This is a genomic window from Enterobacter sp. RHBSTW-00175 (assembly GCF_013927005.1).
Lineage (GTDB): Bacteria > Pseudomonadota > Gammaproteobacteria > Enterobacterales > Enterobacteriaceae > Enterobacter.
Genome location: NZ_CP055930.1, coordinates 5,268,071 through 5,292,476, shown reverse-complemented (window position 1 = coordinate 5,292,476; position 24,406 = coordinate 5,268,071). Strand labels below are relative to the sequence as shown.

The window sequence follows — 24,406 nt, the reverse complement described above, 5'->3', positions numbered from 1 at the left end:
GAATAATTCAGGTGCGCAGTGTAACATAAAGGCTCCGGCGCGTTGACACCGGAGCCCTGAGATTAACGCGGTAACGCGGTTCCCCACTCACGCCACTCTTTTGGTTCGCTTTCCAGCAGCAGGAAGTGTTTATCCGGCTGCGCTTTTGGCGCAAGCGGTGTGCCCGGCGGTGTGGCGAAGGCAATACCACCGCGGATGAACTGGTTGAAGGTCCCGGTTTTCACCACGCCCCCTGTCAGACCAAAGTCCAGCGAATAACCGGATGCCAGCCAGAATACCGAGTTATTCCGCACCAGATGCTGGTAGCGTTCACTGATCCTGAGGGCAACCATCACGCGGTCAGACAATGTCCCGAGCGTCAGGCCGGTGACGGTCCCGACTTCGATGCCGCGGAACAGCACCGGTGTCCCGATGTTCAGGGAACCTGCTTCCGGCACTTCGACCACAATGCTCAGGCCGTCAAGATAACGGGAATCGGTAATGGTGGCTTCCTGGAGCTCAAAATCGCGACGCGCGTTGCCACGACCGGGTTCGACGTTGATGTACGGTTGCAGGATGGTATCCAGATGCTCAACACCCGCGGCAGAAATTTGCGGTGTGACCACCGAAAAACGGCTGCCCGTTCTGGCGAAGGTCTGCACATACTCCGGGTACAGCACGGCAGTTGCCTGCACTTCGTTACGCGCGGTGATAAGCGTTAACTTCTGGATCTGCCCGATGTCGATACCCAGATAGCGAATAGGCATTCCTTCCGCCAGCTTGCCCGCATCAAATGCATGAAGCGTTATCTGCCCGCCGACCGCGCGTGCTGCCGTCTCTGACGGGAAGAGAATACGTTTATCGCCTTTACGCAGGTTCGCACCTGCACCGCTGAGGTTGTCGAAGCTGATCGCCCCGCGCAGGGCCCGGGAGAGCGGGGAGGCCTGAACGGTTAAACCGCTGCCATTGAGCTGCACTTTCGCGCCACCTTCTGCCCAGAAGACGCTATTCGGGGTCAGCAGATGGCGGTATTCCGGTTTGATATGCAATTCGATATCAAAGGCATCGGCACGCGGACGTACGGTGATCACTTCACCCACTTCGAACTTACGGTAAAGCACCACCGAGCCGGCCTGGACATCAGGCAGGGTTTCGGCGTTGAGCGTCAGTGTGGTTGTGGGTAAATCACTCAGGCTGTTTTCAATCGCCTTGTCGAGATTGGCATACAGCGGATAATTGTCGCGCAGCGGGCCTTTATCGCCCGGTAGAATACGAATACCCCCGTTGACCCATTCGCTGGCGCTGGCGCCAAGAAACTCCACGCCATCCAGACCGACCTTCACATCAACACGGCTGTTAACCACAAATTTGCTGTCGCCATGCAGCAGGTCACGATACTGCGGCTCGACGGCAACAGAGAAGGTCACTCCCTGTTCTGTCAGTTTACGCTCCAGCACCTGGCCGACCTGGACACCGTGCAAGATCAGCGGCTGACCCGCTTCGATACCGTAACTTTCCGGGGCATTCAGCGTCACGGTGATAACGCCGGGCTGTTGCAGCAGTGATTTATCTGCCGGGGCGATAACAAAACTGCTGACTGGCTCGCCGTCACCGGGTATCAGTTCAAAGGTGCTGCCGGTCAACAGACTACTGATGTTCGCATCGCTCAGGGATAACTTCGGATTACGCATTTCAATGCGCGTTTTTTCACGCAAGAGGTCGACCACGCCAGGGTCGACAGTCATCTCTCCGGTGACCGAGCCGCCAGGATTGAGCGTCATTTTGGTGAGCTGCCCCACCTGTAAGCCCTGATACATCAGCGGCGTGGAACCTGCTTTCAGACCTTTGGCATCTGGCAGAGCCAGTTTTATGATAACGCCACGCTGGCTGTGGGCAAGGTCGGCGTATAGCCCGAAGGTATCGTCTGCTGTTGCTGCGCTGGAATTGTCCGGGGAGTCGAACGCGATGGCACCATTGACAAGGGCCGCCAGACTCTCAAGTCTCACTTTGGCGCCGCTCAGGCTCAGGTCTGCGTCCACGCCAGAAACATTCCAGAAACGGCTGCCTTTTTTGACCAGATTGGTGAAACGGCGTTCGATCAGGACGTCAATAGTCACCCCTTGTTTGTTGGGGTTGATGGTGTAGTCATAGACACGCCCGACAGGGATTTTACGGAAATAGACCAGTGAACCGCTGTTCAGTGAGCCCAAATCCGGGGATTGCAGGTGAATCATCAAATCACCGTTGTTGAGACGGTATTTGGGTTGGGTATCCAGGGCGGTGAAGTGATCCTGGGGTTCGCCTTTACCGGGCATCATGCCGATGTAGTTCCCGCCCACGAGCGCATCCAGGCCCGATACGCCAGCCAGCGAGGCTTTTGGCGTAACCAGCCAGAACTGTGTTTCACTGCGCAGGGCGTCCTGCATATCGGATTTAATACTGGCGCGAACCTGAATCTTATTCAGGCTTTTTCCCAGCGTAATATCCTGAACCGTACCCACTTCCACACCCTGGAAGCGAACAGGGGTTCGTCCGGCGACAATGCCGTCCGCGGACTGGAAATCAATGGTGATGGTATTACCGCGATCTTGATAGCTCGTCCAGACGAGCCAGCCTGCAATCATCAGCGCGATGACCGGCAGCAACCAGAATGGCGAAATGCGGCGTTTTGTTTTAATTCTCGCTTCAGTCGGCGAAGCGGGCGTTTCCTGACTCATGTGCATCCCAAAGTAAGCGGCTATCCAGCCATTCCACTGCAAGAATAGTCAATATCACCGCAGAGCCGAAGTAAAAAGCTGCGGGTCCCATTGTAAAAGCAAGTAACTGATCGCGATTGATGAGCGACATCATCAACGAAATCACAAACAGATCCAACATCGACCAGCGACCAATCCAGGTGACGAGCCGCAGGAGAAGGACGCGCGTGCGTAATCCTTGCTCACATTTAAAGTGAATGCTGATAAGCAGCGTAAACATCACCACAACTTTGGTAAATGGCACCAGAATACTGGCGATGAATACAATGGAGGCCACGGCAACGTTGCTGTGACCCAGCGAGATAATACCCGAGAGGATAGTATCTTCCTGTCGACCTCCGTTAACATAAATGATTGAAATTGGAAGCATGTTCGCAGGTATCAGTAACACCACCGAAGCAATCAGTGCCGCCCAGCATTTTTGCAGGCTGTTGTTGCGGCGTAATCTTAACGGGATATGGCAGCGTTTGCAGCGATCACGGGCGTCGGGCAAGCCGGTATAGTGGCAGCCCAGACACACGCGTAGGTTGTTATCGGGGCGCGTGGCAGGTCGCTGGGGATAAAACCGCTCCCAGAGTTGTTCCACATTGAGATGGATGAGCGTCAGAATACTGAGCAACACCAGTGAGAGAAACGCCACCAGGCCAATGCCTGGCTGCAAAAATGCATAGTCCTGTACCTTAATAGAAGCAACGCCAACGCCGACCAGGTAGATATCGAGCATTACCCACTCTTTGAGCTTTTCCAGCATCAGCAGCACAGGGCGCAGGTTCATCCCCAGAATGTTGCCGAACCACAGGTAGGCAATGGACGCAACCAATACCAGCGGCGCGCCAACGGTACAAAACAGCACCATCGCTGCCGTCAACGGGTCGCCCTGACGGGTCATTTGCCAGATACCTTGCAACACGTTGGCATCAATGCGAACGCCAAGCAGATAGAGCTTGAGCAGCGGTTCGCTCCAGGCGAAAGGCATCAGCATCAGCATGGTCACCGCCATCGCCGCGAGCCGGGTTAACGACCAGTCGCGACCACTGCGGATTTTTGCGTCGCAGCGGGGACAAAATGCACTTTGGTGCGATTTCATCTTCGGCAACGTAAAAAGCGTATCGCACTGAGGACAACGCTGATAATGTGCACGAGGCAGCGCATCGCTTACCGCATGGACTGTTATCTTTTTTGCCGGCGTAATTTTGGGTGTTTTTAGAGCCATCAGTCGCGCACAGATAAGTATTGTTGAAGGTTATATTAACTCATGAACTGATTCATCTTGAGCATGAACGCATTTAATGCTTATTTTAATAGGCTATGCGGTGATTTTGTAAGACAACCAAGTGATTGTATAATGAACAAAACAGAATTCTACGCGGATCTCAACCGCGACTTCCAGGCATTAATGGCAGGTGAAACCAGCTTTTTAGCCACTCTGGCAAATACAAGTGCGTTACTGTTTGAACGTCTTTCCGGCGTTAACTGGGCCGGTTTTTATCTTCTTGAAGATAAGACGCTGGTGCTTGGGCCATTCCAGGGGAAAATCGCCTGTGTGCGTATTCCTGTAGGTCGTGGCGTATGTGGCACTGCAGTTGCGACAAACCAGGTTCAGCGTGTAGAAGACGTCCACGCCTTTGACGGACATATTGCATGTGATGCGGCCAGTAATTCTGAAATCGTTCTTCCGCTGGTGGTGAATGATCAGATTATTGGCGTTCTGGACATCGACAGTACGGTCTTCAGCCGCTTCACAACTGAAGATGAGCAGGGGCTTCGCGAGCTGGTCGCTCATCTTGAAAAAGTATTAGCAGCCACCGATTATCAAAAATTCTTTGCGAGCGTCGCAGGATAATCAACGGATAACGTAGCATTTACTGATGGCGTCATTATAATGTCGCCTGTTCATGCCTGCGCTTGTTGGCAACGTCCGTTGTAATCAGGAAATTTCATGGAAAATCAACCTAAGTTGAATAGCAGTAAAGAAGTTATCGCATTTCTGGCCGAGCGTTTCCCACAGTGCTTTAGCGCTGAAGGTGAAGCTCGTCCCCTGAAAGTCGGTATTTTTCAGGATTTGGTAGCACGCGTTGAAGGTGAGATGAATCTCAGCAAAACTCAGCTGCGTTCTGCCTTACGTCTTTATACTTCGAGCTGGCGTTACCTGTACGGTATCAAAGCGGGCGCGACGCGTGTCGATCTCGACGGCAACCCTTGCGGTGAGCTGGACGAACAGCACGTAGAGCACGCTCGTAAGCAGCTGGAAGAAGCGAAAGCCCGTGTTCAGGCACAACGTGCTGAGCAGCAAGCGAAAAAACGCGAAGCCGCAGCGGCAAACGGTCAGGAAGAAGCGCCTCGTCGTGAGCGCAAACCGCGTCCTGCCCCACGTCGCAATGAGAATAACGATCGTAAACCGCGTACCGACAAACCAGCAGCAGCGAAAGCCCCGCGTGCGCCTCGTGAAGAGCCGCGCCACACCCCAGTTTCTGACATCAACGCACTGAGCGTGGGTCAGTCGCTGAAGGTCAAAGCGGGTAACAATGCTATGGACGCCACCGTACTGGAAATCACCAAAGATGGCGTTCGGGTACAGCTGACTTCTGGTATGTCAATGATTGTACGCGCAGAACACTTGTTGTTCTGAAACGGAGGCCAAGCCTGGCATGAACACTTTTTTTAAGCTCACCGCGCTGGCGGGCCTGTTTGCTATAACAGGTCACGCTTTCGCAGTGGACGATATTACGCGTGTTGATCAAATTCCGGTTTTAAAGGAAGAGACTCAGCACGCGACGGTGAGTGAGCGTGTGACGTCACGCTTTACTCGTTCGCATTATCGTCAGTTCGATCTCGATCAGGCCTTTTCGGCCAAAATCTTCGACCGCTATTTAAACTTGCTGGACTACAGCCATAACGTGCTGTTGGCCAGCGATGTTGAACAGTTCGCAAAACGTAAGGCCGACGTGGGTGATGAACTGCGCTCCGGTAAGCTGGATCTGTTCTACGACCTGTATAATCTGGCACAGAAGCGCCGTTTTGAACGTTACCAGTACGCGCTGAAAGTGCTGGAACGTCCGATGGACTTCACCGGAAATGACACCTTTAATCTGGATCGCAGCAAATCTCCCTGGCCGAAAGATGAAGCCGAGCTGAATGCGTTGTGGGACGGAAAGGTAAAATATGACGAGCTGAGCCTTAAGCTCGCCGGCAAAGACGAAAAAGAGATCCGTGACACGCTGACGCGTCGTTATAAATCGGCCATTCGTCGTCTGGCGCAAACCAACAGTGAAGATGTGTTCTCGCTGGCAATGACCGCGTTTGCCCACGAAATCGATCCGCATACCAACTACCTTTCCCCGCGTAATACCGAACAATTCAATACTGAAATGAGCCTGTCTCTGGAAGGTATTGGTGCGGTGCTGCAAATGGACGATGATTACACGGTCATCAACTCCATGGTGGCGGGTGGCCCTGCATCCAAAAGCAAAGCGATTAGCGTTGGCGATCGTATTGTCGGTGTCGGCCAGACCGGGCAGAGCATGGTTGATGTTATCGGTTGGCGTCTGGATGATGTTGTCGCGCTGATCAAAGGACCAAAAGGCAGCAAGGTTCGCCTGGAAGTCCTGCCTGCCGGTAAAGGCACCAAAACCCGTATCGTTACCTTGACCCGCGAACGTATCCGTCTGGAAGACCGCGCGGTGAAAATGTCGGTCAAAACCGTGGGTAAAGAGAAGGTCGGTGTTCTGGATATTCCTGGCTTCTACGTTGGCCTGACGGATAACGTAAAAGTGCAGTTGCAGAAACTGGAAAAGCAAAACGTCAGCAGCATTATCATCGATCTGCGTAGCAACGGTGGTGGTGCATTGACCGAAGCCGTCTCACTTTCCGGGTTGTTCATTCCGTCTGGTCCGGTGGTTCAGGTACGCGATAATAACGGTAAAGTGCGTGAAGACTCTGATACCGATGGTGTGGTTTATTACAAGGGCCCGCTGGTGGTGTTGGTCGATCGCTTCAGTGCTTCAGCTTCTGAGATCTTTGCGGCTGCAATGCAGGATTATGGCCGTGCGCTGATTGTGGGTGAGCCAACCTTCGGTAAAGGTACTGTTCAGCAATACCGTTCTCTGAACCGTATTTACGATCAGATGCTGCGCCCTGAATGGCCAGCGCTGGGTTCCGTACAGTACACCATTCAGAAGTTCTATCGTGTGAATGGCGGCAGTACGCAGCGTAAAGGCGTAACGCCGGATATCATGATGCCTACGGGCACGGAAGAGACAGAAACCGGTGAGAAGTTTGAAGATAACGCACTGCCGTGGGATAGCATCAACGCCGCGACATATGTGAAATCTGGTGACATGACCCAGTTTGGTCCTGAACTGCTGAAAGATCATAACGATCGCATCGCAAAAGATCCTGAGTTCCAGTACATCATGAAAGACATTGCGCGTTTCAATGCCATGAAAGATAAACGGAACATTGCTTCTCTGAATTACGCACAGCGTGAGAAAGAGAACACGGAAGATGATGCAACCCGTCTGGCGCGTATCAACGATCGCTTCAAACGTGAAGGCAAACCGCTGCTGAAAAAACTGGACGATCTGCCTAAAGATTACCAGGAGCCAGATCCGTATCTGGACGAGACGGTGCATATCGCTCTCGACCTGGCGAATCTTGAAAAAGACAAGCCAGCCGTGCAGCCTGCACCGGCAAAATAACCCCCAGACAGGCACAAGTAATTGTGCCTGTTCTTTTTAGTTCTGCATCCTCCCGTCAATCAGCTTTTCAATTGTGTAAAGTTGTGTCTTTCTGGTGACTTACGCCCGTCGAATCCTTGAAAATAGACGCAATACCCATACGATGTGGGTAATCGCATAGTGCGTTTTGTTAAACTGAGGTTAAAAGAAAATTATGATGCGAATCGCGCTCTTCCTGCTCACCAACCTGGCGGTTATGGTGGTATTCGGGCTCGTGCTAAGCCTGACAGGAATTCAGTCGAGCAGCGTTCAGGGTCTTTTGATTATGGCGCTGCTGTTTGGTTTTGGTGGTTCCTTCGTTTCTCTGCTGATGTCGAAGTGGATGGCACTGAAATCTGTGGGTGGTGAGGTCATTGAGCAGCCACGTAACGATATGGAACGGTGGCTGATGAACACTGTTGCTCAGCAGTCGCAACAGGCGGGTATCGCCATGCCGCAGGTCGCCATTTACCATGCACCGGACATCAATGCGTTCGCCACGGGTGCGCGTCGCGATGCGTCACTGGTTGCGGTCAGTACCGGTCTGTTACAGAACATGAGCCGTGACGAAGCCGAAGCGGTTATCGCTCACGAGATTAGCCATATTGCCAACGGTGACATGGTGACCATGACCCTGATTCAGGGTGTGGTGAACACCTTTGTTATCTTTATTTCGCGTATCCTGGCGCAGATTGCCGCTGGTTTTATGAGCGGAAACCGTGACGAGGGTGAAGAGAGCAACGGTAACCCGCTGATCTATCTCGCTGTGTCGATAGTACTGGAACTGGTGTTTGGTATTCTCGCAAGCATCATTACCATGTGGTTCTCTCGTCACCGTGAATTCCATGCGGATGCGGGCTCTGCGAAACTGGTAGGGCGTGAAAAGATGATTGCCGCATTGCAGCGTCTGAAAACCAGCTACGAGCCGCAGGAAGCAACCAGCATGATGGCATTCTGCATCAACGGTAAATCTAAATCGCTGAGTGAGCTGTTTATGTCTCACCCACCGCTGGATAAACGTATCGAAGCGCTGCGTAGTGGGGAATACCTGAAGTAACGCAGTTTGTGATGAAGAGCCGGGCAGGAGCCACTCCGCCCGGCTTTTTTTATGCCTGAACGCCGGGCTGAGTGACGCGAAGCCCGCTGATAATTGCGGCAATGGTAGCGAGTGTCCCGGCGGTAAACAGCGCCACGTGTGTGCCATTCTGACCGGCGAGGTTAAACATCAGAGCGACCAGCGCGGCCCCGGTACTTTGCCCAAGTAACCGTGCCGTACCCAGCATTCCGCTGGCACCACCGCTGCGATGGCGCGGGGCGGAAGTGATAATGGTGTGGTTGTTCGGTGACTGGAACAGACCAAACCCGGCGCCGCAGAGGATCATTCGCCAGATAATATCCAGGTCAGAGGGCGAGGAGGGGAGCAATGCCAGAGCGAATAGCCCTGTTGCCATCACCACCAGACCGAGTGCACCCAACAGCCCGGCATGAACCCGCTCAATCAAATAACCTGCCAACGGTGCCATCACCATCGTGGCCAGCGGCCACGGGGTTAACAACAGCCCCGTTTCAACCTCAGTACGGCCAATCACGCTCTGTAAGAAGAAGGGCAGAGATACCAGCGCCAGCATCTGCGCGCAGAATGAACAGATTGACGTACCAATAGAGAGTGAAAACAGTGGAATGCGTAACAAATCAACCGGCAGCAGGGGCACAGGCAAGGACAACTGGCGGCGAACAAAGAAGAAGCCGATGACCAGCATCGCGGCAATTTCTGCGGCGATTAAGGTGATGGACTGACCTTGAGCAAATCCACTCAGGGCGGTGATCAGCAGACCGAAGGTCAGCGCATTCATCACCGCACTGGGTAAATCGAATCGCGGCATGGTGTTTTTCGGGCCATTTGCCGGGAGGTAGCGCAGGGCAAAGACGATAGCAATGATGCCAAGAGGCACGTTGATGGCAAAAAGCCACTGCCACGATGCAACGGAGAGGATTGCAGCGGCAATGGTTGGCCCGGCCGCCGAGGACACCGCGACAATAAAGGAGTTTATCCCCATGCCGCGTCCCAGATGGCGCTGCGGGTAGATAAGGCGTATCAGGGCCGTATTCACGCTCATCAATGCCGCGCCGCCAAATCCCTGGGCGATACGGGCGAGAGTAAGTGTATGCAGGGAATCCGACAGGGCACAGAAAAGTGAGGTGAGCGTAAAGACCACCAGACCGCACTGATAGACCCGGCGATAGCCAAACATATCACCGAGGAAAGAGAGCGAAAGAAGAGAAACCACGATTGCTATCTGGTACGCATTCACAATCCAGATGGAACTGGCGGGTGAGGCATGAAGGTCGCTGGCGATGGTTGGCAGGGCAACGTTAGCAATTGCACCGTCAAGGACAGCCATCGAAATACCGATAATAATGGTGGCAATGGCGCCGTACCGCTGGGGTAAAGGCAGTCCATCAGAAGGAATTTTTTCCATGGGGAATAAAAAGCTCAACGTGAAATTATTCTCAGAGTAACTATTTTAGCATTGTTAATTCCGTTTTATGTCGCAGATTTGTAACGAAGTAAACAGGGATTGATTGCAGGTATCATGACAGGAATTTATAATAAAAACCGGTTCTGATTTTTATAAAACACTCTCCATGAGGTGATAAATGGCAATCGCAGATTTGGATAAGCAGCCAGATTCTGTTTCTTCCGTGCTGAAGGTGTTTGGCATCTTACAGGCGCTCGGAGAAGAGCGTGAAATTGGTATTACAGAGTTGTCGCAGCGTGTGATGATGTCGAAAAGCACCGTTTATCGCTTTTTGCAAACCATGAAGTCTTTAGGGTATGTCGCGCAGGAAGGCGAATCTGAAAAATATTCTCTGACGCTGAAACTGTTCGAACTGGGCGCCCGCGCGCTCCAGAACGTCGATCTGATTCGCAGCGCCGATATCCAGATGCGTGAATTATCTCGTTTAACCAAAGAGACGGTTCACCTGGGGGCGCTGGATGAAGACAGCATTGTTTACATCCACAAAATTGACTCCATGTACAACCTGCGCATGTATTCGCGCATTGGCCGTCGTAACCCGCTGTACAGTACTGCAATCGGTAAAGTGCTGCTGGCCTGGCGCGATCGTGAAGAAGTGACCCAGATCCTCGATGGCGTGGAATATAAACGCAGCACCGAGCGAACCATCACCAGCACTGATGAGCTGTTAACGGTTCTCGATAAGGTTCGCGAGCAGGGTTACGGCGAAGATAACGAAGAGCAGGAAGAAGGTTTGCGTTGCATCGGTGTGCCGGTGTTTGATCGCTTCGGGGTGGTGATTGCCGGCCTGAGTATTTCATTCCCGACACTGCGTTTCTCTGAGGAACGTCTGCACGAGTATGTAGCGATGCTGCATACCGCTGCGCGTAAAATCTCCGAGCAGATGGGTTATAACGAGTATCCGTTTTAATCCAGGCTAAGATAAAAACGCCGCGTAATCGCGGCGTTTTTTTATTAATTCCCGTTATGGTGTTAACCGTTATCGATAACAACCGTCATCTTGCGCAGCACCGGACAGTTCGTTAACCCAATGAAGCCGCTGTCTGAATGCAGGTATTGTGCAGTACTGACTCCACGGGCCGTCACATACTTACACTGAATACCTAAGCCCGCCGCATTTTCGGTACTTCCCACAAGTACACCGTATCCGGTTAACAACAGGCCAATCCAGATAATGGCCAGTGCAATAATAGTGCGAATGATAAAATGCATCATTGCCTCTTTTTGTTAGTTGTCATGCCTTTAAGCGTAACGGGTTTACGCAATGAAACAAGTGCACTATTCCGAAAAGTACTTGATGACAGTACAGTTAGCCCCTGTTTAAGATAGCCATGCTAACCTGGTTACATCAGGTCATAAGACGGAGTGTGGAGTGAAAAAAATACGCTGGGTAATTCTGGTTATCGTGCTGATAGCATGCGTGGTGTTGTGGACGCAGACTATCAATGTGATGTGCGATCAGGATGTACAGTTCTTCAGTGGCGTTTGTGCAATCAATAAGTTTATTCCGTGGTAAGACTCATTTTTTCTCAAGGTGATTTCCTTCCTTCGCGCCAGTGGTAAAATAGACGTTTTTATTGAGGTGGTGAAATGGGTGAGTTACTGAATTCAGGGCTGCTGAGCATGGCGTCCCTGGTTATCTCTTTGGTTATTATGGTTGTGGGTTTGGTTCTGTGGTTTTTCGTCAATCGCGCCAGTTCCCGTACAAACGAGCAAATTGAGTTACTGGAAGCATTGCTCGATCAGCAGAAACGACAGAATGCCTTGCTGCGCCGTCTGTGTGAAGCCAACGAGCCGGAAGAGAAAGAAGCGGCAAAAGAAGCGGTTGTTGAAGATAAAGAAGAAGACGATTTTATTCGCCTGGTGGCTGAACGTTAATCTGTGATTCACGGGAGGTGGCTGTGGTCTGGAAAAATCCCTGGTATGACCCCTCCCTGAAGCATCACACCCCCGCTGGTTTTCGCAATACGCTGCCCGCTGGCCATCAGCAGGGCGATGTCGAACGCTGGCGAAAAGAGCGTAAATCAGCTGGGTTGCCTAAACCGCCCGCAGCGGGCTATGACACCTTTCTTAAGCAGTGGTGGCAGCCTGTAACCCTTAACACGTTATCCGAAGATGGCGTATGGTGGCTGGGCCATGCCAGTATGCTATTGCGTATGGACGGGAATTACATCCTGACCGATCCCGTTTTTTCCCGACGTGCCTCTCCGTTTCCTTTTCTTGGGCCCGAGCGTAAAACGCCTCCGGTTATCTCTGTCGATAAACTCCCGCAGCTCGATATTCTGGCCATTTCCCATAATCACTATGATCACCTCGATGCCGCCACCGTTCGTCATCTGTTGCGTCGTTTCCCCGATCTGCACGTGTTTGTGCCACTAGGTCTGGCGAGCTGGTTTCGTCGTCGGGGAGCAAAAAATGTGACTGAACTCGACTGGTGGCAGAGCATAACGTGGCAGGGTATGACGCTCACGGCTGTACCCGCGCAGCACTGGAGTATGCGCACGCCGTGGAACCGAAATCGCTCCCTCTGGTGCGGCTGGGTATTTGAAAGCCGTCATCATCGCTTTTGGTTTAGCGGTGATACGGGTTATACGCCGGAGCTGCTCACCATCCCCGAACGGCTTGGAAAGATTGACGCTGCCGCATTGCCGGTTGGCGCGTATGCACCGCGCTGGTTCATGTCAGTACATCATATGGACCCGCAATCTGCCGTTGCGTTATGGCAACAACTGGGTGCTCCGCTGGCATTCCCCATTCACTGGGGCGTGTTTGAATTGGGGGATGAATCGCTGGAAGAACCGGTGAAGGAGTTAAATCAGGCACTCGCCAATTTAGCACCAGTTAATGATTCATTCAGGACACTGAAAATTGGTGAATATTTACCCTTCTAAACGCAGCGCTGATTTGTTGCATATATTCTGTATTTTAATCACGCAAAGAGAATTTTATTTTTATCGAAACGTTTTGCTTGCCTTCTTTTGAGGCAGAGTCATAAAAATTTCATTATTTTGGTGCATAACGATATTTATTAAGCGGTGAATTTTAATACAACTCGGGCGGGTTTATTAACAACGTATTTTCATTACAACAGCTCCGGTACGTTGGAATGATTTAAGCATAACTTTTCACAATTTGTTCTAACTCAATCATTGCATGGAGGATTCTTTTGCCTGGCGCTGGACGCACCGAAGTGATTGAGCTAAGGTAAAAAAGTCTTAGATTACAGCGGTTGTGAAAACATCGTTAATGCAGTTCAGGCTGGTAATGCCGATCGCAAACATTGCGCATAATTGTGCAGAAGGTTGCAAGGCAGCGCCAGAATTTGTGCGGCGGATCTAGACACGTTTAAAAATGGCTTGCCATAATTAACGTTGTGTGTGATAACACGTTTTGGGTCAAACGAGGTACAGTTCTGTTTATGTGTGGCATTTTCAGTAAAGAAGTCCTGAGTAAACACGTTGTCGTTGAATACCGCTTCTCTGCCGAACCTTATATTAGTGCCTCAAGCAGTAATGTCTCAGTTTTATCTCAGTCAATGCCTGCGGGCTAAGAAAACACTCTAAGGAATTTTGCAAATGGCAAAGATTAAAGGTCAAGTTAAGTGGTTCAACGAGTCTAAAGGTTTTGGTTTCATTACTCCTGCTGACGGCAGCAAAGATGTGTTCGTACACTTCTCTGCAATCCAGGGTAACGGCTTCAAAACTCTGGCTGAAGGCCAGAACGTTGAGTTCGAAATTCAGGACGGCCAGAAAGGCCCAGCTGCAGTTAACGTAACTGCTATCTGATCGAACCACTGCTGACTGAAGTGCTTCTGCGCTTCGATCTCAGATATAAAGCCTCGCTTATGCGGGGCTTTTTTATTGCCTTATCTTTCAAAATATTACGAATGAACGCCTTGTTAGCAACTTGTTGCAAAGCTACGAGGTTATTAGCATTGTTTTCACCGCGTCAGCCGGCCTTTTCCCGTTAAATCAGGGCGTTGTTCAACGGACCTGGGGTTCAGGTGAAAAAGAAAACGATAACGACAGCCGGAAACTTTACCCCGGCTCGTTTTGCGCTGCTGTGTCTTGCTATTTTTTGTAGTCTGGCTTTCTTACTGGGCCGTGTTGCCTGGTTGCAAATCATCAAACCTGACAATCTCGTTAAGCAGGAAGATATGCGCTCGCTGCGTGAAGTCGCGATTGATGCGCCTCGCGGGATGATTGTTGACAGGGAAAACAGACCGCTTGCTGTCAGTGTACCGGTAAGAGCTGTCTGGGCTGATCCGAAAACCGTGCTGGCAAAAGGTGGTGTGGGGTTTGATGAACGCTGGCAGGCGCTGGCGAATGCATTACATCTCTCTCTTGGCACACTCTCTGCCCGAATCAACAGCACACCGCAGGGGCGCTTTATTTATCTTGCCCGTCAGGTTGACCCTTCTCAGGCGCAATGGATCGATAAACTCAATCTGCCAGGCATCAACTTGCGCGACGAATCGCGGCGCTTTTATCCCGCCGGTCATGTTGCAGCCAACCTGATAGGGTTCACGAATATTGACGGGCAGGGCATTGAAGGGGTTGAGAAAAGCTTTAACGCACAACTTTCAGGGAAAGCCGGCGTCAGGCAGGTGAGGGAAGACCGCTACGGGCGCGTGGTTGAAAACCTGACTGAGATAGCGCCGGTTCCAGCGCACAACATCCAGCTTAGTATTGATGAGCGTCTGCAAACCATTACGGAAGATGCGCTGGATAACGCTGTCGTGTGGAATAAAGCCGAATCTGGCGCCTCTGTTCTGATTAACGTCCAGACGGGCGAGATCCTGGCGATGGCGAGTTTCCCTGATTTCAACCCTAATAATCGTGATGGTGCGACTTTGAACGATTTTCGCAATCGCGCCATCAGCGACACCTTTGAACCGGGCTCTACCGTCAAGCCTCTGGTGTTGATGACCGCGTTACAGCAAGGGCTGGTAAAGCCCGACAGCGTGATAGATACCCATCCGTACATGCTTGATGGCCACCGCATTCGGGATGTGGGGTATTACCCTGAACTGACGATGACCGGTATATTGCAAAAATCGAGCGACACAGGGGTGTCGCGGCTCTCGCTGGCGATGCCGATCCAGCGATTGCTTGATACCTATAAGAACTTTGGTTTTGGTACGAACACCGGGCTTGGCTTAACGGGGGAAAGCTCGGGCTTGCTGCCGCAGCGTAAATTCTGGAGCCAGCTCGACCGGGCCACCTTCGCGTTTGGCTACGGGCTGATGGTCACGCCACTGCAACTGGCGCATGTCTACGCTACCATTGGCAGCTATGGGCTGGAGCGCCCGTTGTCGATAACCCGAATTGATCCTCCGGTAATCGGGCACAGGGTGATGTCTGAGGAGATTGCCCATGAAGTTGAGCATATGATGGAAAGCGTGGCGCTGCCGGGTGGCGGTGGCATTAAGGCTGCGGTACGCGATTATCGTGTAGCGGTTAAAACCGGGACAGCGAAAAAAATCGGTGATGACGGTAAATATGTTGATAAATACGTGGCTTACACCGCAGGTGTTGCGCCCGCCAGTCAGCCGCGTTTTGCATTAGTGGTGGTGATTAACGATCCGCAAAACGGGGATTATTACGGCGGGGCAGTATCAGCACCGGTTTTCAGCGAGATCATGGGGAACGTGCTACGCCTTGAAAACGTCAAACCTGATGGTTTAGCGGCGGATTCCACTCACCTTATCGTCATGCGTTAGCCAGGCGTTTATAACCCGGGCGAATAGCGGTACACTTTCGCCCTTTATGATTGCCCGGAGCCACCATGTCCTTCAGTTGCCCACTTTGCCACGCGCGCCTGACGCGTTCTGAGAAAAGTTTTACCTGCCCGCAAGGGCACCAGTTTGATATGGCGAAAGAGGGCTATGTGAATCTTCTTCCGGTGCAACATAAACGTTCGCGCGACCCGGGCGACAGCGCGGAGATGATGCAGGCGCGCCGAGCATTTCTTGATGCCGGACATTATCAGCCCCTGAGAGACACTGTTGCACAGCTACTGACAGAAAACCTTTCGACGCCTTCAGCCATTCTGGATATTGGCTGTGGTGAGGGTTACTACACAGCATTGTTTGCTGATGTGGCCCGCGAGAAAGGCGCTGAAACCTTCGGTCTGGATGTCTCTAAAGTGGCTATCCGCGCGGCGGCGAAGCGCTATTCGTCGGTGACGTTCTGCGTGGCGTCCAGCCATCGCTTGCCATTTGAGGATGCCAGCATGGATGCCGTGGTGCGAATTTATGCGCCCTGTAAAGCTGAAGAGCTGGCGCGGGTCGTAAAACCCGGTGGCTGGGTGATTACCGTTACACCGGGCCCGCGTCATCTGATGGAGCTGAAAGGTTTGATTTACGATGACGTGCGCTTACATGAACCGCATTCTGAACAGCTGGCGGGTTTTAGCCTGCAACAGGAACAGACGGTCGCGTATGAGATGAAACTCAAAGGGGATGAAGCGGTAGCCTTGCTGCAAATGACGCCCTTTGCGTGGCGGGCGAAACCTGCTGTGTGGGAGACGTTAGCGAAACAGAACGAGTTTTGCTGCCAGACGGATTTCAGTATCCACTGCTGGCAGCGCAAAGATTAACCGGCGAAGTGTGCCCACAGGATTTGGGCACCAATCCCGATTAACACGATACCCCCCAGAATTTCGGCTCGCTTGCCAAGCAGCGGGCCGATAAAGCGGCCAACCATCATCCCCAGCGTCGACATAATCAGGGTGGCACAGCCAATCGCCAGGGCGGTGGCGATAATGTTGACCTGAAGGAATGCCAGACCAACCCCTACAGCCATCGCGTCAAGACTTGTGGCGATCGCGGTCGTGACCAGCAACCAGAAGCCATGGCGGTGTTGCGGTGCTTCATCTTCATCGCTGCTTGCGCGAAAACCTTCGATAACCATTCGCCCGCCGAGGAACACCAGCAGAACAAACGCGATCCAATGATTCCACTCCAGGACGAACTGGCTGGCGAGCATTCCCAGACCCCAGCCAATCAGCGGTGTTAGCGTTTCGATGGCACCAAAGATAAGACCGGTGCGTAACGCTTCAGAGAATTTTGGTTTGTGGAGAGTGGCACCTTTACCAATGGAGGCTGCAAAAGCGTCCATGGACATGCCGAAAGCCAGAAGAATTGTTGCAGAGATATTCATAAGAGCGTCCAGACCGGGAGATATCCATATGACACATCACTGCCCCCAGTAAACAGCAGTTAATGTATCTATGGTCTCGCCTGATCTTTTCGAACACCGCAACTGTGCAAAAAGATCCGTACGCGCCACGTTTTTCAACGAGTATGTTGACACGTACATTTCCTGGTAAACAGGAAATCAGCTACTCCCCAACGACGGGCGCAACCTTAACATATTTTTAGAATATAAAACAACAACAGAAAAGTATTATTCCATTAACTACTTGATAACGATTTTCATTTAGATTTAAGCGTAAACTTATCGTTAATAAATATAAGTGTTTTTGGCTTCTTAATATAGCTAAGGCTATATTCTCAGCGTGAAAATACTGCAATATATAGCCAGTGCTATAAGTGTAACTTATTGAGTTTTAACGAGTAACTTGTATATCTTTTCGAGGTCATCAATATTTTTGACCCGGATAAGAAGGCGGCGTTGTTCTAATTGCATAACCAGGACACCATCTTCCGATAAATTCATCTCTTTAATGCGGTTATATTCTATCCACACATTAGCAAAGAAAAACCCCTGACTTTTAAAGATGACCTTCGGTGTACGGACCCAGAACAAATAAATCGCCATTAATACCAGCGCACATAATAACCATGTGGTTAATAATGCACCGTGACTCATGATGTTGTTGTAAATCAGAATGACCAGTAAACCCACAAAGATGACGGCATCGATGCGGTTACGGCGCAGAAGAGGGATGGTGAGCAACGATTCGCCATGGCGGCGGGTCATGATGAACTCATCATAAATGGCGTAAGCCAGAAGGGCAGCAATAAAAAGAACCAGTACGATGTCCGTGGCAGTCATTCATCCTCCAGATAAAAAAACCGGGGGCAAGCCCCCGGTATATAAAGCAGTAACTTACAGACCCAGCAAGCCGACAGCGTAGCCCGCGATACCGATGACGAAGAAGCCAACGATGATCCACAGCGGGTTAACTTTCTTACGCAGCAGCCACATACAGGCGAAGGTCAACAGCAGTGGAACCAGGCCTGGCATCAGCTGATCCAGAATGGTTTGCACCGTGGTGACGCGTGTCTGACCATCCTGACCGGTAATGGTCGACACCACCAGCGGGATGTTCACGTGCGTCCATTTGTTAACCAGCGCCCCCATAACAAAGAGGCCGAGAATAGACGCCCCCTCGGTCAGCTTTTGCAGGAAGCCGCCACCCATGTCCTTAACGATGTCAACACCTTTACGGTAGCCGTATGCCACGCCGTAATAACGGGTCAGCAGACGCACAGCGTTGAACAGGATGAAGAACAGCAGTGGGCCGAGCAGGCTCCCACTCATCGCGATACCTGCGCCAAGAGCCGCAAATACCGGACGAACAGTACCCCAGAAGATGGGGTCGCCTACGCCTGCCAGCGGCCCCATCAGACCCACTTTGATACCGTTGATGGCACCATCGTCAATCTCTGCGCCGTTAGCACGCTGCTCTTCCATCGCCAGGGTAACGCCCAGAACCGGTGCCGCTACATAAGGATGGGTGTTGAAGAATTCCAGGTGACGCTTAATCGCCTGACGACGCGCTTCGTTGTTTTCCGGATACAGGCGTTTGATCGCCGGTACCATGGAGAAGCAGAAGCCGAGCGCCTGCATACGTTCGAAGTTCCATGAACCCTGAAACAGGTTAGAACGGATGAACACGCCACGAATATCACCCGGAGTGAGTTTCTTCTCAGTGGTATTTTTTGTCATATCAACCATTTCGCTCACCTGCTAGTCCAGTTCGTTATCGAGATCGTTATTACCAGCAGCCTGTGCCGGAGCACCCGCTACGCGGTTGTATTTCGGGCTGAGCTGGATGTAGAGAATCGCCATGACCGCACCAATCACACCCAGAGCAACCAGGTTGAAGTTGGTGAACGCAGCGGTAACGAAGCCGAGGTAGAAGAACGGCATCAGATAGCCTGCGCGCATCATGTTGATGACCATCGCATAACCTACTACCACGATCATGCCACCTGCGATGTTCAGGCCGCCGGTCACCACTTCAGGAATGGCGTTCAGCATACTCTGCACTTCGCTGGTACCGACAGAGATAGCAACGATAACGGCCGGGATTGCAATACGCATTGCTTGCAGGAACAGGGATGAAACGTGGATCCAGGACAACGCCGTCAGGTTGCCATTTTCGGCCGCCTTATCCGCCGCGTGCTGGAAGGCTACGGTGATGGTACGAACGATGATGGTCAGTACCTGGCCTGCCGCTGCCAGTGGAATCGCCAGCGCGATACCTGCACCGATGCTTTGGTGGCCGGCAATAACCAGAACGGTAGAAATAATGGATGCCAGCGCGGCATCTGGCGCAACCGCCGCACCGATGTTCATCCAGCCGAGGGCGATCATTTCCAGGGTACCACCGATGATGATACCGGTTTTCATATCACCGAGAACGGCACCAATCAACGTACAGGCCACCAGAGGGCGGTGGAACTGAAATTCATCAAGTACGGATTCCATACCCGCAATACATGCGACGACGAACACCAGCACAATCTGAAGAGTGGTAATCTCCATTGCACTTCTCCTATTACATAAGCTTTATGTGAAAAATCAGCGCGGGGTTATTTCCCAACTTTGCCGATCAAATCCATCATTTTCAGTTTCTGGTCTGTGGAAACTTTACGGGCTTCCAGCTCAATACCGCGTGCATTCAGTTTGTTGAATGCTTCGATATCTTTCTCATCGACTGAAATCGCGTTGTTGACCTGAGTTTTCCCCTGACGGAAAGCCATACCACCAATGTTAACAGAGGTTATTTTCACGCCGCCTTCAACAATGCGCTCTACGTCTGTCGGGTTAGTAAACAGAAGCATCACGCGCTCACCAGCATATTTCGGGTTGTTATAAACTCGGAGCATCTTGGCGATATCCACAACGTGCGCGGTTACACCCGGTGGGGCAACCTGCGTCAGCAGGGTGCTTCGCACCGTGTCGGCGGCAACTTCGTCGCTGACCACGATAATGCGTTTAACGTTGGTTTCTTTGGTCCAGCGTGTTGCCACCTGGCCGTGGATTAAACGGTCATCGATACGTGCGAGGCCGATAACCATGTAATCGTTAGGGCCCATCGGTTTCGCTGGTGCGGCGGCTTTTGGCGCCACGGCAGCAGGTACAGGCTTCGCAACCGGTTGTGCTTTCAGCGCTTTCACGCCTTCGCGACCGGTTTCAACGGCCAATGCCACCAGCTCATCGAAAGACGGGTTGTCGTCACGCGCCATGAAGGTTTCTACCAACATCGGGACATTGACCCCGGCGATGACTTCATAGTGCTCTTTATCGACGACAATGCGACTGGCAGCGTTGAATGGGCTGCCGCCCCATGTATCGACGAGAAACAGCACGCCTTTGCTGGTATCCAGCTTCTCCAGTTGAGCAGTGTATTTCTCAATCAGCGTTTCGGCGTTTTCACCGGGAACGAAATCGATCCAGCCCACGTTTTCCTGCTCGCCCAACAGCATTTCTGCTGTTTTGAGTAACTGCTCTGCAGCCCAACCATGTGTGCCTATTACAATAGCAATGGTCACTTGCTACCTCCTTTTATTATCATTAATACGTCTGCCAGGCATTCGTACTGAGAATCGTATTAGGTGAACCGAATCGATTCAGATAAGGGTTAGAGTTAAATTAACTAAGACTTCCGCGATTTATTTTAGATAGTGAAAAAATAATTTATGTGATGAAGATCCGTAATTTAGCTACGGATTTCAGATTTTTCGGTAAGGTAAAGCACTTGTGTTACAGATGTTTGCAAAGGAACGTAAATCTTTGCTAATAACCCATTGTCTCTGATATGTTTAGCCTCCGTTTAATTGTTCAGGAGTATAGGGCAGCAGCCCACTGTATGGACCGTCACCGACGTCAGACATCTTCCAGGCTATTTCATGCCTTTTTCACCGGCGTTTCTCGCCACACATCAATTCTGTCTACCCTTGATTTGCCCACGTTGAGTGGGGCACCGTTTCGTCATTCCTTTAGCAGGAGCTTGTCATGGAATTCTTAATGGACCCGTCAATCTGGGTGGGATTACTCACGCTGGTGGTACTTGAGATTGTTCTCGGTATCGATAACCTGGTGTTTATTGCCATTCTCGCGGACAAACTGCCGCCGAAACAGCGTGATAAAGCGCGTCTGATCGGCCTCTCGCTGGCGCTGTTTATGCGACTGGCGCTGCTGTCCGTCATCTCTTGGATGGTTACGCTGACCAAACCGCTGTTCTCCGTGATGGATTACACCTTCTCCGGCCGTGATTTGATCATGCTGGTCGGGGGTATATTCCTGCTTTTCAAAGCGACGACGGAGCTTCACGAACGGTTAGAGAACAGACAGCACGATGATGGCCACGGTAAAGGCTATGCCAGCTTCTGGGTTGTGGTACTGCAAATTGTGGTGCTGGATGCCGTGTTTTCGCTGGATGCGGTGATTACTGCGGTCGGTATGGTGAACCATCTGCCGGTCATGATGGCGGCTGTTGTTATTGCGATGGCGGTCATGCTGCTGGCGTCTAAACCGCTGACGCGCTTCGTGAACCAGCATCCGACGGTCGTTGTACTTTGTCTGAGCTTCCTTCTGATGATTGGCCTGAGCCTGGTGGCAGAAGGGTTTGGCTTCCATATTCCGAAAGGTTACCTGTATGCCGCAATTGGCTTCTCGATCCTCATCGAGCTGTTTAATCAGATTGCGCGTCGTAACTTTATCAAACAGCAGTCGAATCAGCCGCTGCGCGCCCGTACAGCTGATGCGATCTTACGTCTGATGGGCGGTCGCCGTCAGGTGAACGTGCAGGCTGATTCAGACAACCGTAACCCGGTTCCGGTACCTGAAGGGGCGTTTGTCGAAGAAGAGCGTTACATGATTAACGGTGTGCTTTCTCTGGCCTCCCGTTCGCTACGCGGGATAATGACCCCACGCGGTGAAATCAGTTGGGTAGACGCTAATCTCAGTATTGATGAAATTCGCCAGCAGTTGCTCTCGTCGCCGCACAGCCTGTTCCCGGTGTGCCGTGGTGAACTCGATGAGATAGTCGGTATCGTGCGCGCGAAAGAGCTGCTGGTGGCCCTGGAAGAGGGGGGCAACGTTGAAGCCATTGCCGCAGCATCGCCTGCTATCGTGGTCCCTGAAACGCTGGATCCGATTAACCTGCTGGGCGTGTTGCGTCGTGCCCGCGGCAGCTTTGTTATCGTGACTAACGAGTTTGGTGTCGTGCAGGGGCTAGTCACGCCGCTGGACGTGCTGGAAGCTATTGCAGGTGAATTCCCGGATGCGGATGAAACCCCGGAAATCGTCGCCGATGGTGAAGGATGGCTGGTAAAAGGTACCACCGATCTGCACGCGTTATCCCATACGCTGGGCGTTGAAAACGTGCTCAACGATGAGGAAGACATTGCCACCGTGGCAGGTCTGGTCATTTCGGTAAAAGGACAAATTCCGCGTGCTGGCGACATCATCGAACTGCCGCCGTTGCACATCACGATTGTCGAAGCGAACGACTACCGTGTTGATTTGGTGCGTATTGTTAAAGAGCAATCAGTGCATGACGAAGATGAATAAGTGTTTCTAACGTAACGGCATTAAGGGCACGATGTGCCCGTTATGACGCGCTGGCGGAGGCGAGCTCCCCGCCAGCCATTTTGGAAACTCCCGCAACGGCATCGGCCGGGCGTAAAAAAATCCCTGCAAGATATGCACACCGTGGCAGCGCAGATACTGTGCCTGCTCCTCGGTTTCTACACCTTCCGCAACCAGTTCAATATTGAGTCGCTGACCCAGCGCGATGATGATATCCGTCACGGTCGAATTCACCGCGTCCGTACCAATCGCCGTAGTAAATGACTGATCGATTTTCAGTACATCCGGGTGCAGCTTTTCCAGCCAGGAGAGCGAACTGTTTCCTGTCCCAAAATCATCAATGGCGAGCTTCACCCCTTTATTGTGAAGCTCACGCACTATCCGGTAGTCCACATCCATAAGTGCATCGCGCTCGGTTAATTCGATAACCAACTGCTGAGCCGGACCCACGTTAAACCAGGAATGGTTGAGATCCTGCAATAGGGTGGCGTGGCGAAAATGGCTGGCGGCAACGTTAATACCTATCTGAAACCCAGAGGACGCGGGAAAAAAGCCAATCTGACGAACCGTTTCGGTAATAACATAGCGGGTTAGCGGGACTATCAGGTTGTGCTCTTCTGCCAGAGGGATAAACACTTCAGGGGAAATCCAGCCCTGACGCGGGTTATTCCAGCGCAGTAAAATTTCAACGCCAACACAATTCTGCGTCCGGGCATTCACCAGCGGCTGACAGAAGAGTTCAAATTCACGCGCCGCCAGCCCCATGTTAATTTCCCACGTGAAGCTCATTCTCCTGGCCGTTGCAAGCCAGGCGACATAGCCAAGCAGCAGGCTGAGCATGAGCGCCAGCGGTAACTGGGTTGGCAGATTTTTCAGCGCCAGTTTCCCGGGGCCGGGGCCACTCACCGTAATGCTGAAGGGATAGTGTGATGACGCTTTGTGCAGAAGCGAATCGCCATCATCAAAGGTCAGGTTATCCGTCACCTGTTGCCCGTAGCGCAGGAAGTTGTTGCCCACCCTCAGGACAACGTCAGTAATCAGTGGAGGTTGCGGCTCCAGCATCATTCGGGTGATGAGATCAATGTTAACAATCTCCATCACCCCATCTTCACCACTTTGTGAAACGGGATACCACTGGATGAGGATTGGGCTGCCTTTCAGCAGCCACTGATCGGTCGATAAAATGAGCCGGGGTGCGTTATTGGGTAAAGTGGGCTGTACCTCACGTACAAGAACGTCCCGCGTTCCGAAGATACTCGAACAATACAGCACGCCATCCTTGACCAGCGCGATGGAGCGAACGGTTTGCAAAATGGCGGCTTGCTTTCGCAGCACCAGATGCGCTTGCGTGCAGGGCTGGCCGACCAATGATTGCAGCATACCGCGACGGTTTTCTAACGAAAGCAGGACTTTATCCATCGAATCAACGGTGTGGCTGGTAAAGTCGCGGATCTGTTCCTGATTTAAATTGCGCTGTGAAATAAACCGAATTCCCAGCGTAAGGATGAGCGTAAGAAGCGCGACCGTGACACTGACGATAACGCGTTTTTGGCGGTAGTTTTTAATGATCGTTTGTGCAGTTTGCATAAAACGGTCGCCTGAAACGCCACTGGCACCAAAAGCCA

At 51.9% G+C, this 24,406-nt stretch carries 23 protein-coding genes and 1 pseudogene; 14 read left to right on the top strand and 10 right to left on the bottom strand.

What is annotated here, in order from left to right; all coding sequences use genetic code 11:
- Positions 1 to 62: 62 nt before the first annotated feature.
- Positions 63 to 2,696 carry a PqiB family protein gene (locus tag HV107_RS25575; protein WP_182061480.1) on the bottom strand — a complete coding sequence of 878 codons (2,634 nt, stop codon included), beginning with the start codon at positions 2,694 to 2,696 and terminating at the stop codon, positions 63 to 65.
- On the bottom strand, positions 2,665 to 3,948 hold the full coding sequence (yebS, locus tag HV107_RS25570; RefSeq protein WP_182061479.1) for a membrane integrity lipid transport subunit YebS: 1,284 nt from the start codon (positions 3,946 to 3,948) through the stop codon (positions 2,665 to 2,667). Before yebS ends, HV107_RS25575 begins: the two co-directional genes overlap by 32 nt.
- A 132-nt stretch (positions 3,949 to 4,080) precedes the next feature.
- Between yebS and HV107_RS25565 the strand changes: the two genes are divergently transcribed.
- The 4 genes from HV107_RS25565 to htpX all read left to right on the top strand — a co-directional run bounded on the left by HV107_RS25565 (position 4,081) and on the right by htpX (position 8,507).
- Positions 4,081 to 4,578 (top strand): GAF domain-containing protein, encoded by a 498-nt coding sequence (locus HV107_RS25565; protein ID WP_182061478.1) that lies wholly within the window; start codon positions 4,081 to 4,083, stop codon positions 4,576 to 4,578.
- Positions 4,579 to 4,674: 96 nt separating this feature from the next.
- Positions 4,675 to 5,364, top strand: coding sequence for an RNA chaperone ProQ (proQ, locus tag HV107_RS25560; protein ID WP_182061477.1), 690 nt, complete (start codon positions 4,675 to 4,677; stop codon positions 5,362 to 5,364).
- 19 nt (positions 5,365 to 5,383) lie between these two features.
- The gene (prc, locus tag HV107_RS25555; protein WP_182061476.1) at positions 5,384 to 7,432 is read left to right on the top strand and encodes a carboxy terminal-processing peptidase; all 2,049 of its coding nucleotides are present in this window, start codon (positions 5,384 to 5,386) and stop codon (positions 7,430 to 7,432) included.
- Between the two features lie 193 nt (positions 7,433 to 7,625).
- Positions 7,626 to 8,507, top strand: coding sequence for a protease HtpX (gene htpX / locus HV107_RS25550; protein WP_182061475.1), 882 nt, complete (start codon positions 7,626 to 7,628; stop codon positions 8,505 to 8,507).
- 49 nt (positions 8,508 to 8,556) lie between these two features.
- On the opposite strand, the gene HV107_RS25545 is transcribed toward htpX, so the two are convergent.
- Positions 8,557 to 9,930 (bottom strand): MFS transporter, encoded by a 1,374-nt coding sequence (locus HV107_RS25545; protein ID WP_182061474.1) that lies wholly within the window; start codon positions 9,928 to 9,930, stop codon positions 8,557 to 8,559.
- A gap of 178 nt (positions 9,931 to 10,108) precedes the next feature.
- On the opposite strand from HV107_RS25545, the gene kdgR reads away from it, so the two are divergent.
- Positions 10,109 to 10,900 carry a DNA-binding transcriptional regulator KdgR gene (gene kdgR, locus HV107_RS25540; RefSeq protein ID WP_182061473.1) on the top strand — a complete coding sequence of 264 codons (792 nt, stop codon included), beginning with the start codon at positions 10,109 to 10,111 and terminating at the stop codon, positions 10,898 to 10,900.
- A gap of 62 nt (positions 10,901 to 10,962) precedes the next feature.
- Here kdgR and HV107_RS25535 read toward each other — a convergent pair whose 3' ends face one another.
- Positions 10,963 to 11,202, bottom strand: a complete 240-nt coding sequence (locus HV107_RS25535) for a YobH family protein (protein WP_182063596.1) — start codon at positions 11,200 to 11,202, stop codon at positions 10,963 to 10,965.
- Between the two features lie 160 nt (positions 11,203 to 11,362).
- Here HV107_RS25535 and mgrB point away from each other — a divergent pair, with 160 nt between their 5' ends.
- The 7 genes and pseudogenes from mgrB (at position 11,363) to rlmA (ending at position 16,590) form a co-directional block, all read left to right on the top strand.
- Positions 11,363 to 11,506, top strand: coding sequence for a PhoP/PhoQ regulator MgrB (gene mgrB / locus HV107_RS25530; RefSeq protein WP_013096124.1), 144 nt, complete (start codon positions 11,363 to 11,365; stop codon positions 11,504 to 11,506).
- 74 nt (positions 11,507 to 11,580) lie between these two features.
- Positions 11,581 to 11,868, top strand: coding sequence for a YebO family protein (locus HV107_RS25525; RefSeq protein WP_182061472.1), 288 nt, complete (start codon positions 11,581 to 11,583; stop codon positions 11,866 to 11,868).
- Between the two features lie 23 nt (positions 11,869 to 11,891).
- A complete protein-coding gene (locus HV107_RS25520) occupies positions 11,892 to 12,881 on the top strand; it encodes an MBL fold metallo-hydrolase (RefSeq protein WP_182061471.1) in 990 nt (329 codons plus the stop codon).
- Positions 12,882 to 13,408: 527 nt separating this feature from the next.
- Positions 13,409 to 13,553: pseudogene (locus HV107_RS25515) on the top strand (DUF2627 domain-containing protein).
- Between the two features lie 12 nt (positions 13,554 to 13,565).
- A complete protein-coding gene (gene cspE / locus HV107_RS25510; protein WP_001062678.1) occupies positions 13,566 to 13,775 on the top strand; it encodes a transcription antiterminator/RNA stability regulator CspE in 210 nt (69 codons plus the stop codon).
- A 218-nt stretch (positions 13,776 to 13,993) separates the two neighbouring features.
- Complete coding sequence (ftsI, locus tag HV107_RS25505) at positions 13,994 to 15,712, top strand: peptidoglycan glycosyltransferase FtsI (RefSeq protein ID WP_182061470.1); 1,719 nt, start codon at positions 13,994 to 13,996, stop codon at positions 15,710 to 15,712.
- Positions 15,713 to 15,777: 65 nt separating this feature from the next.
- Positions 15,778 to 16,590, top strand: coding sequence for a 23S rRNA (guanine(745)-N(1))-methyltransferase (rlmA, locus tag HV107_RS25500; RefSeq protein ID WP_182061469.1), 813 nt, complete (start codon positions 15,778 to 15,780; stop codon positions 16,588 to 16,590).
- On the opposite strand, the gene mntP is transcribed toward rlmA, so the two are convergent.
- The 5 genes from mntP to manX all read right to left on the bottom strand — a co-directional run bounded on the left by mntP (position 16,587) and on the right by manX (position 20,740).
- Positions 16,587 to 17,153 (bottom strand): manganese efflux pump MntP, encoded by a 567-nt coding sequence (gene mntP / locus HV107_RS25495; protein ID WP_182061468.1) that lies wholly within the window; start codon positions 17,151 to 17,153, stop codon positions 16,587 to 16,589. The two genes, rlmA and mntP, sit on opposite strands and share 4 nt — an antisense overlap.
- A gap of 399 nt (positions 17,154 to 17,552) precedes the next feature.
- A complete protein-coding gene (locus HV107_RS25490; RefSeq protein ID WP_182061467.1) occupies positions 17,553 to 18,011 on the bottom strand; it encodes a DUF986 family protein in 459 nt (152 codons plus the stop codon).
- Between the two features lie 54 nt (positions 18,012 to 18,065).
- Complete coding sequence (locus HV107_RS25485; protein ID WP_014070653.1) at positions 18,066 to 18,917, bottom strand: PTS mannose transporter subunit IID; 852 nt, start codon at positions 18,915 to 18,917, stop codon at positions 18,066 to 18,068.
- 12 nt (positions 18,918 to 18,929) lie between these two features.
- On the bottom strand, positions 18,930 to 19,730 hold the full coding sequence (gene manY, locus HV107_RS25480) for a PTS mannose transporter subunit IIC (RefSeq protein WP_008500490.1): 801 nt from the start codon (positions 19,728 to 19,730) through the stop codon (positions 18,930 to 18,932).
- A 47-nt stretch (positions 19,731 to 19,777) separates the two neighbouring features.
- A complete protein-coding gene (manX, locus tag HV107_RS25475) occupies positions 19,778 to 20,740 on the bottom strand; it encodes a PTS mannose transporter subunit IIAB (protein WP_182061466.1) in 963 nt (320 codons plus the stop codon).
- A 266-nt stretch (positions 20,741 to 21,006) separates the two neighbouring features.
- On the opposite strand from manX, the gene HV107_RS27575 reads away from it, so the two are divergent.
- Together HV107_RS27575 and yoaE are read left to right on the top strand one after the other, a co-directional pair.
- A complete protein-coding gene (locus HV107_RS27575; protein WP_409050238.1) occupies positions 21,007 to 21,216 on the top strand; it encodes a protein YoaL in 210 nt (69 codons plus the stop codon).
- Positions 21,204 to 22,763, top strand: coding sequence for a CNNM family cation transport protein YoaE (gene yoaE, locus HV107_RS25470; RefSeq protein ID WP_182061465.1), 1,560 nt, complete (start codon positions 21,204 to 21,206; stop codon positions 22,761 to 22,763). Before HV107_RS27575 ends, yoaE begins: the two co-directional genes overlap by 13 nt.
- Positions 22,764 to 22,769: 6 nt before the next feature.
- Here the strand turns inward: yoaE and HV107_RS25465 are convergent, their stop codons facing one another.
- Positions 22,770 to 24,368: an EAL domain-containing protein gene (locus tag HV107_RS25465; RefSeq protein ID WP_182061464.1), complete on the bottom strand. Its 1,599-nt coding sequence runs from the start codon at positions 24,366 to 24,368 to the stop codon at positions 22,770 to 22,772.
- Positions 24,369 to 24,406 lie beyond the last annotated feature (38 nt).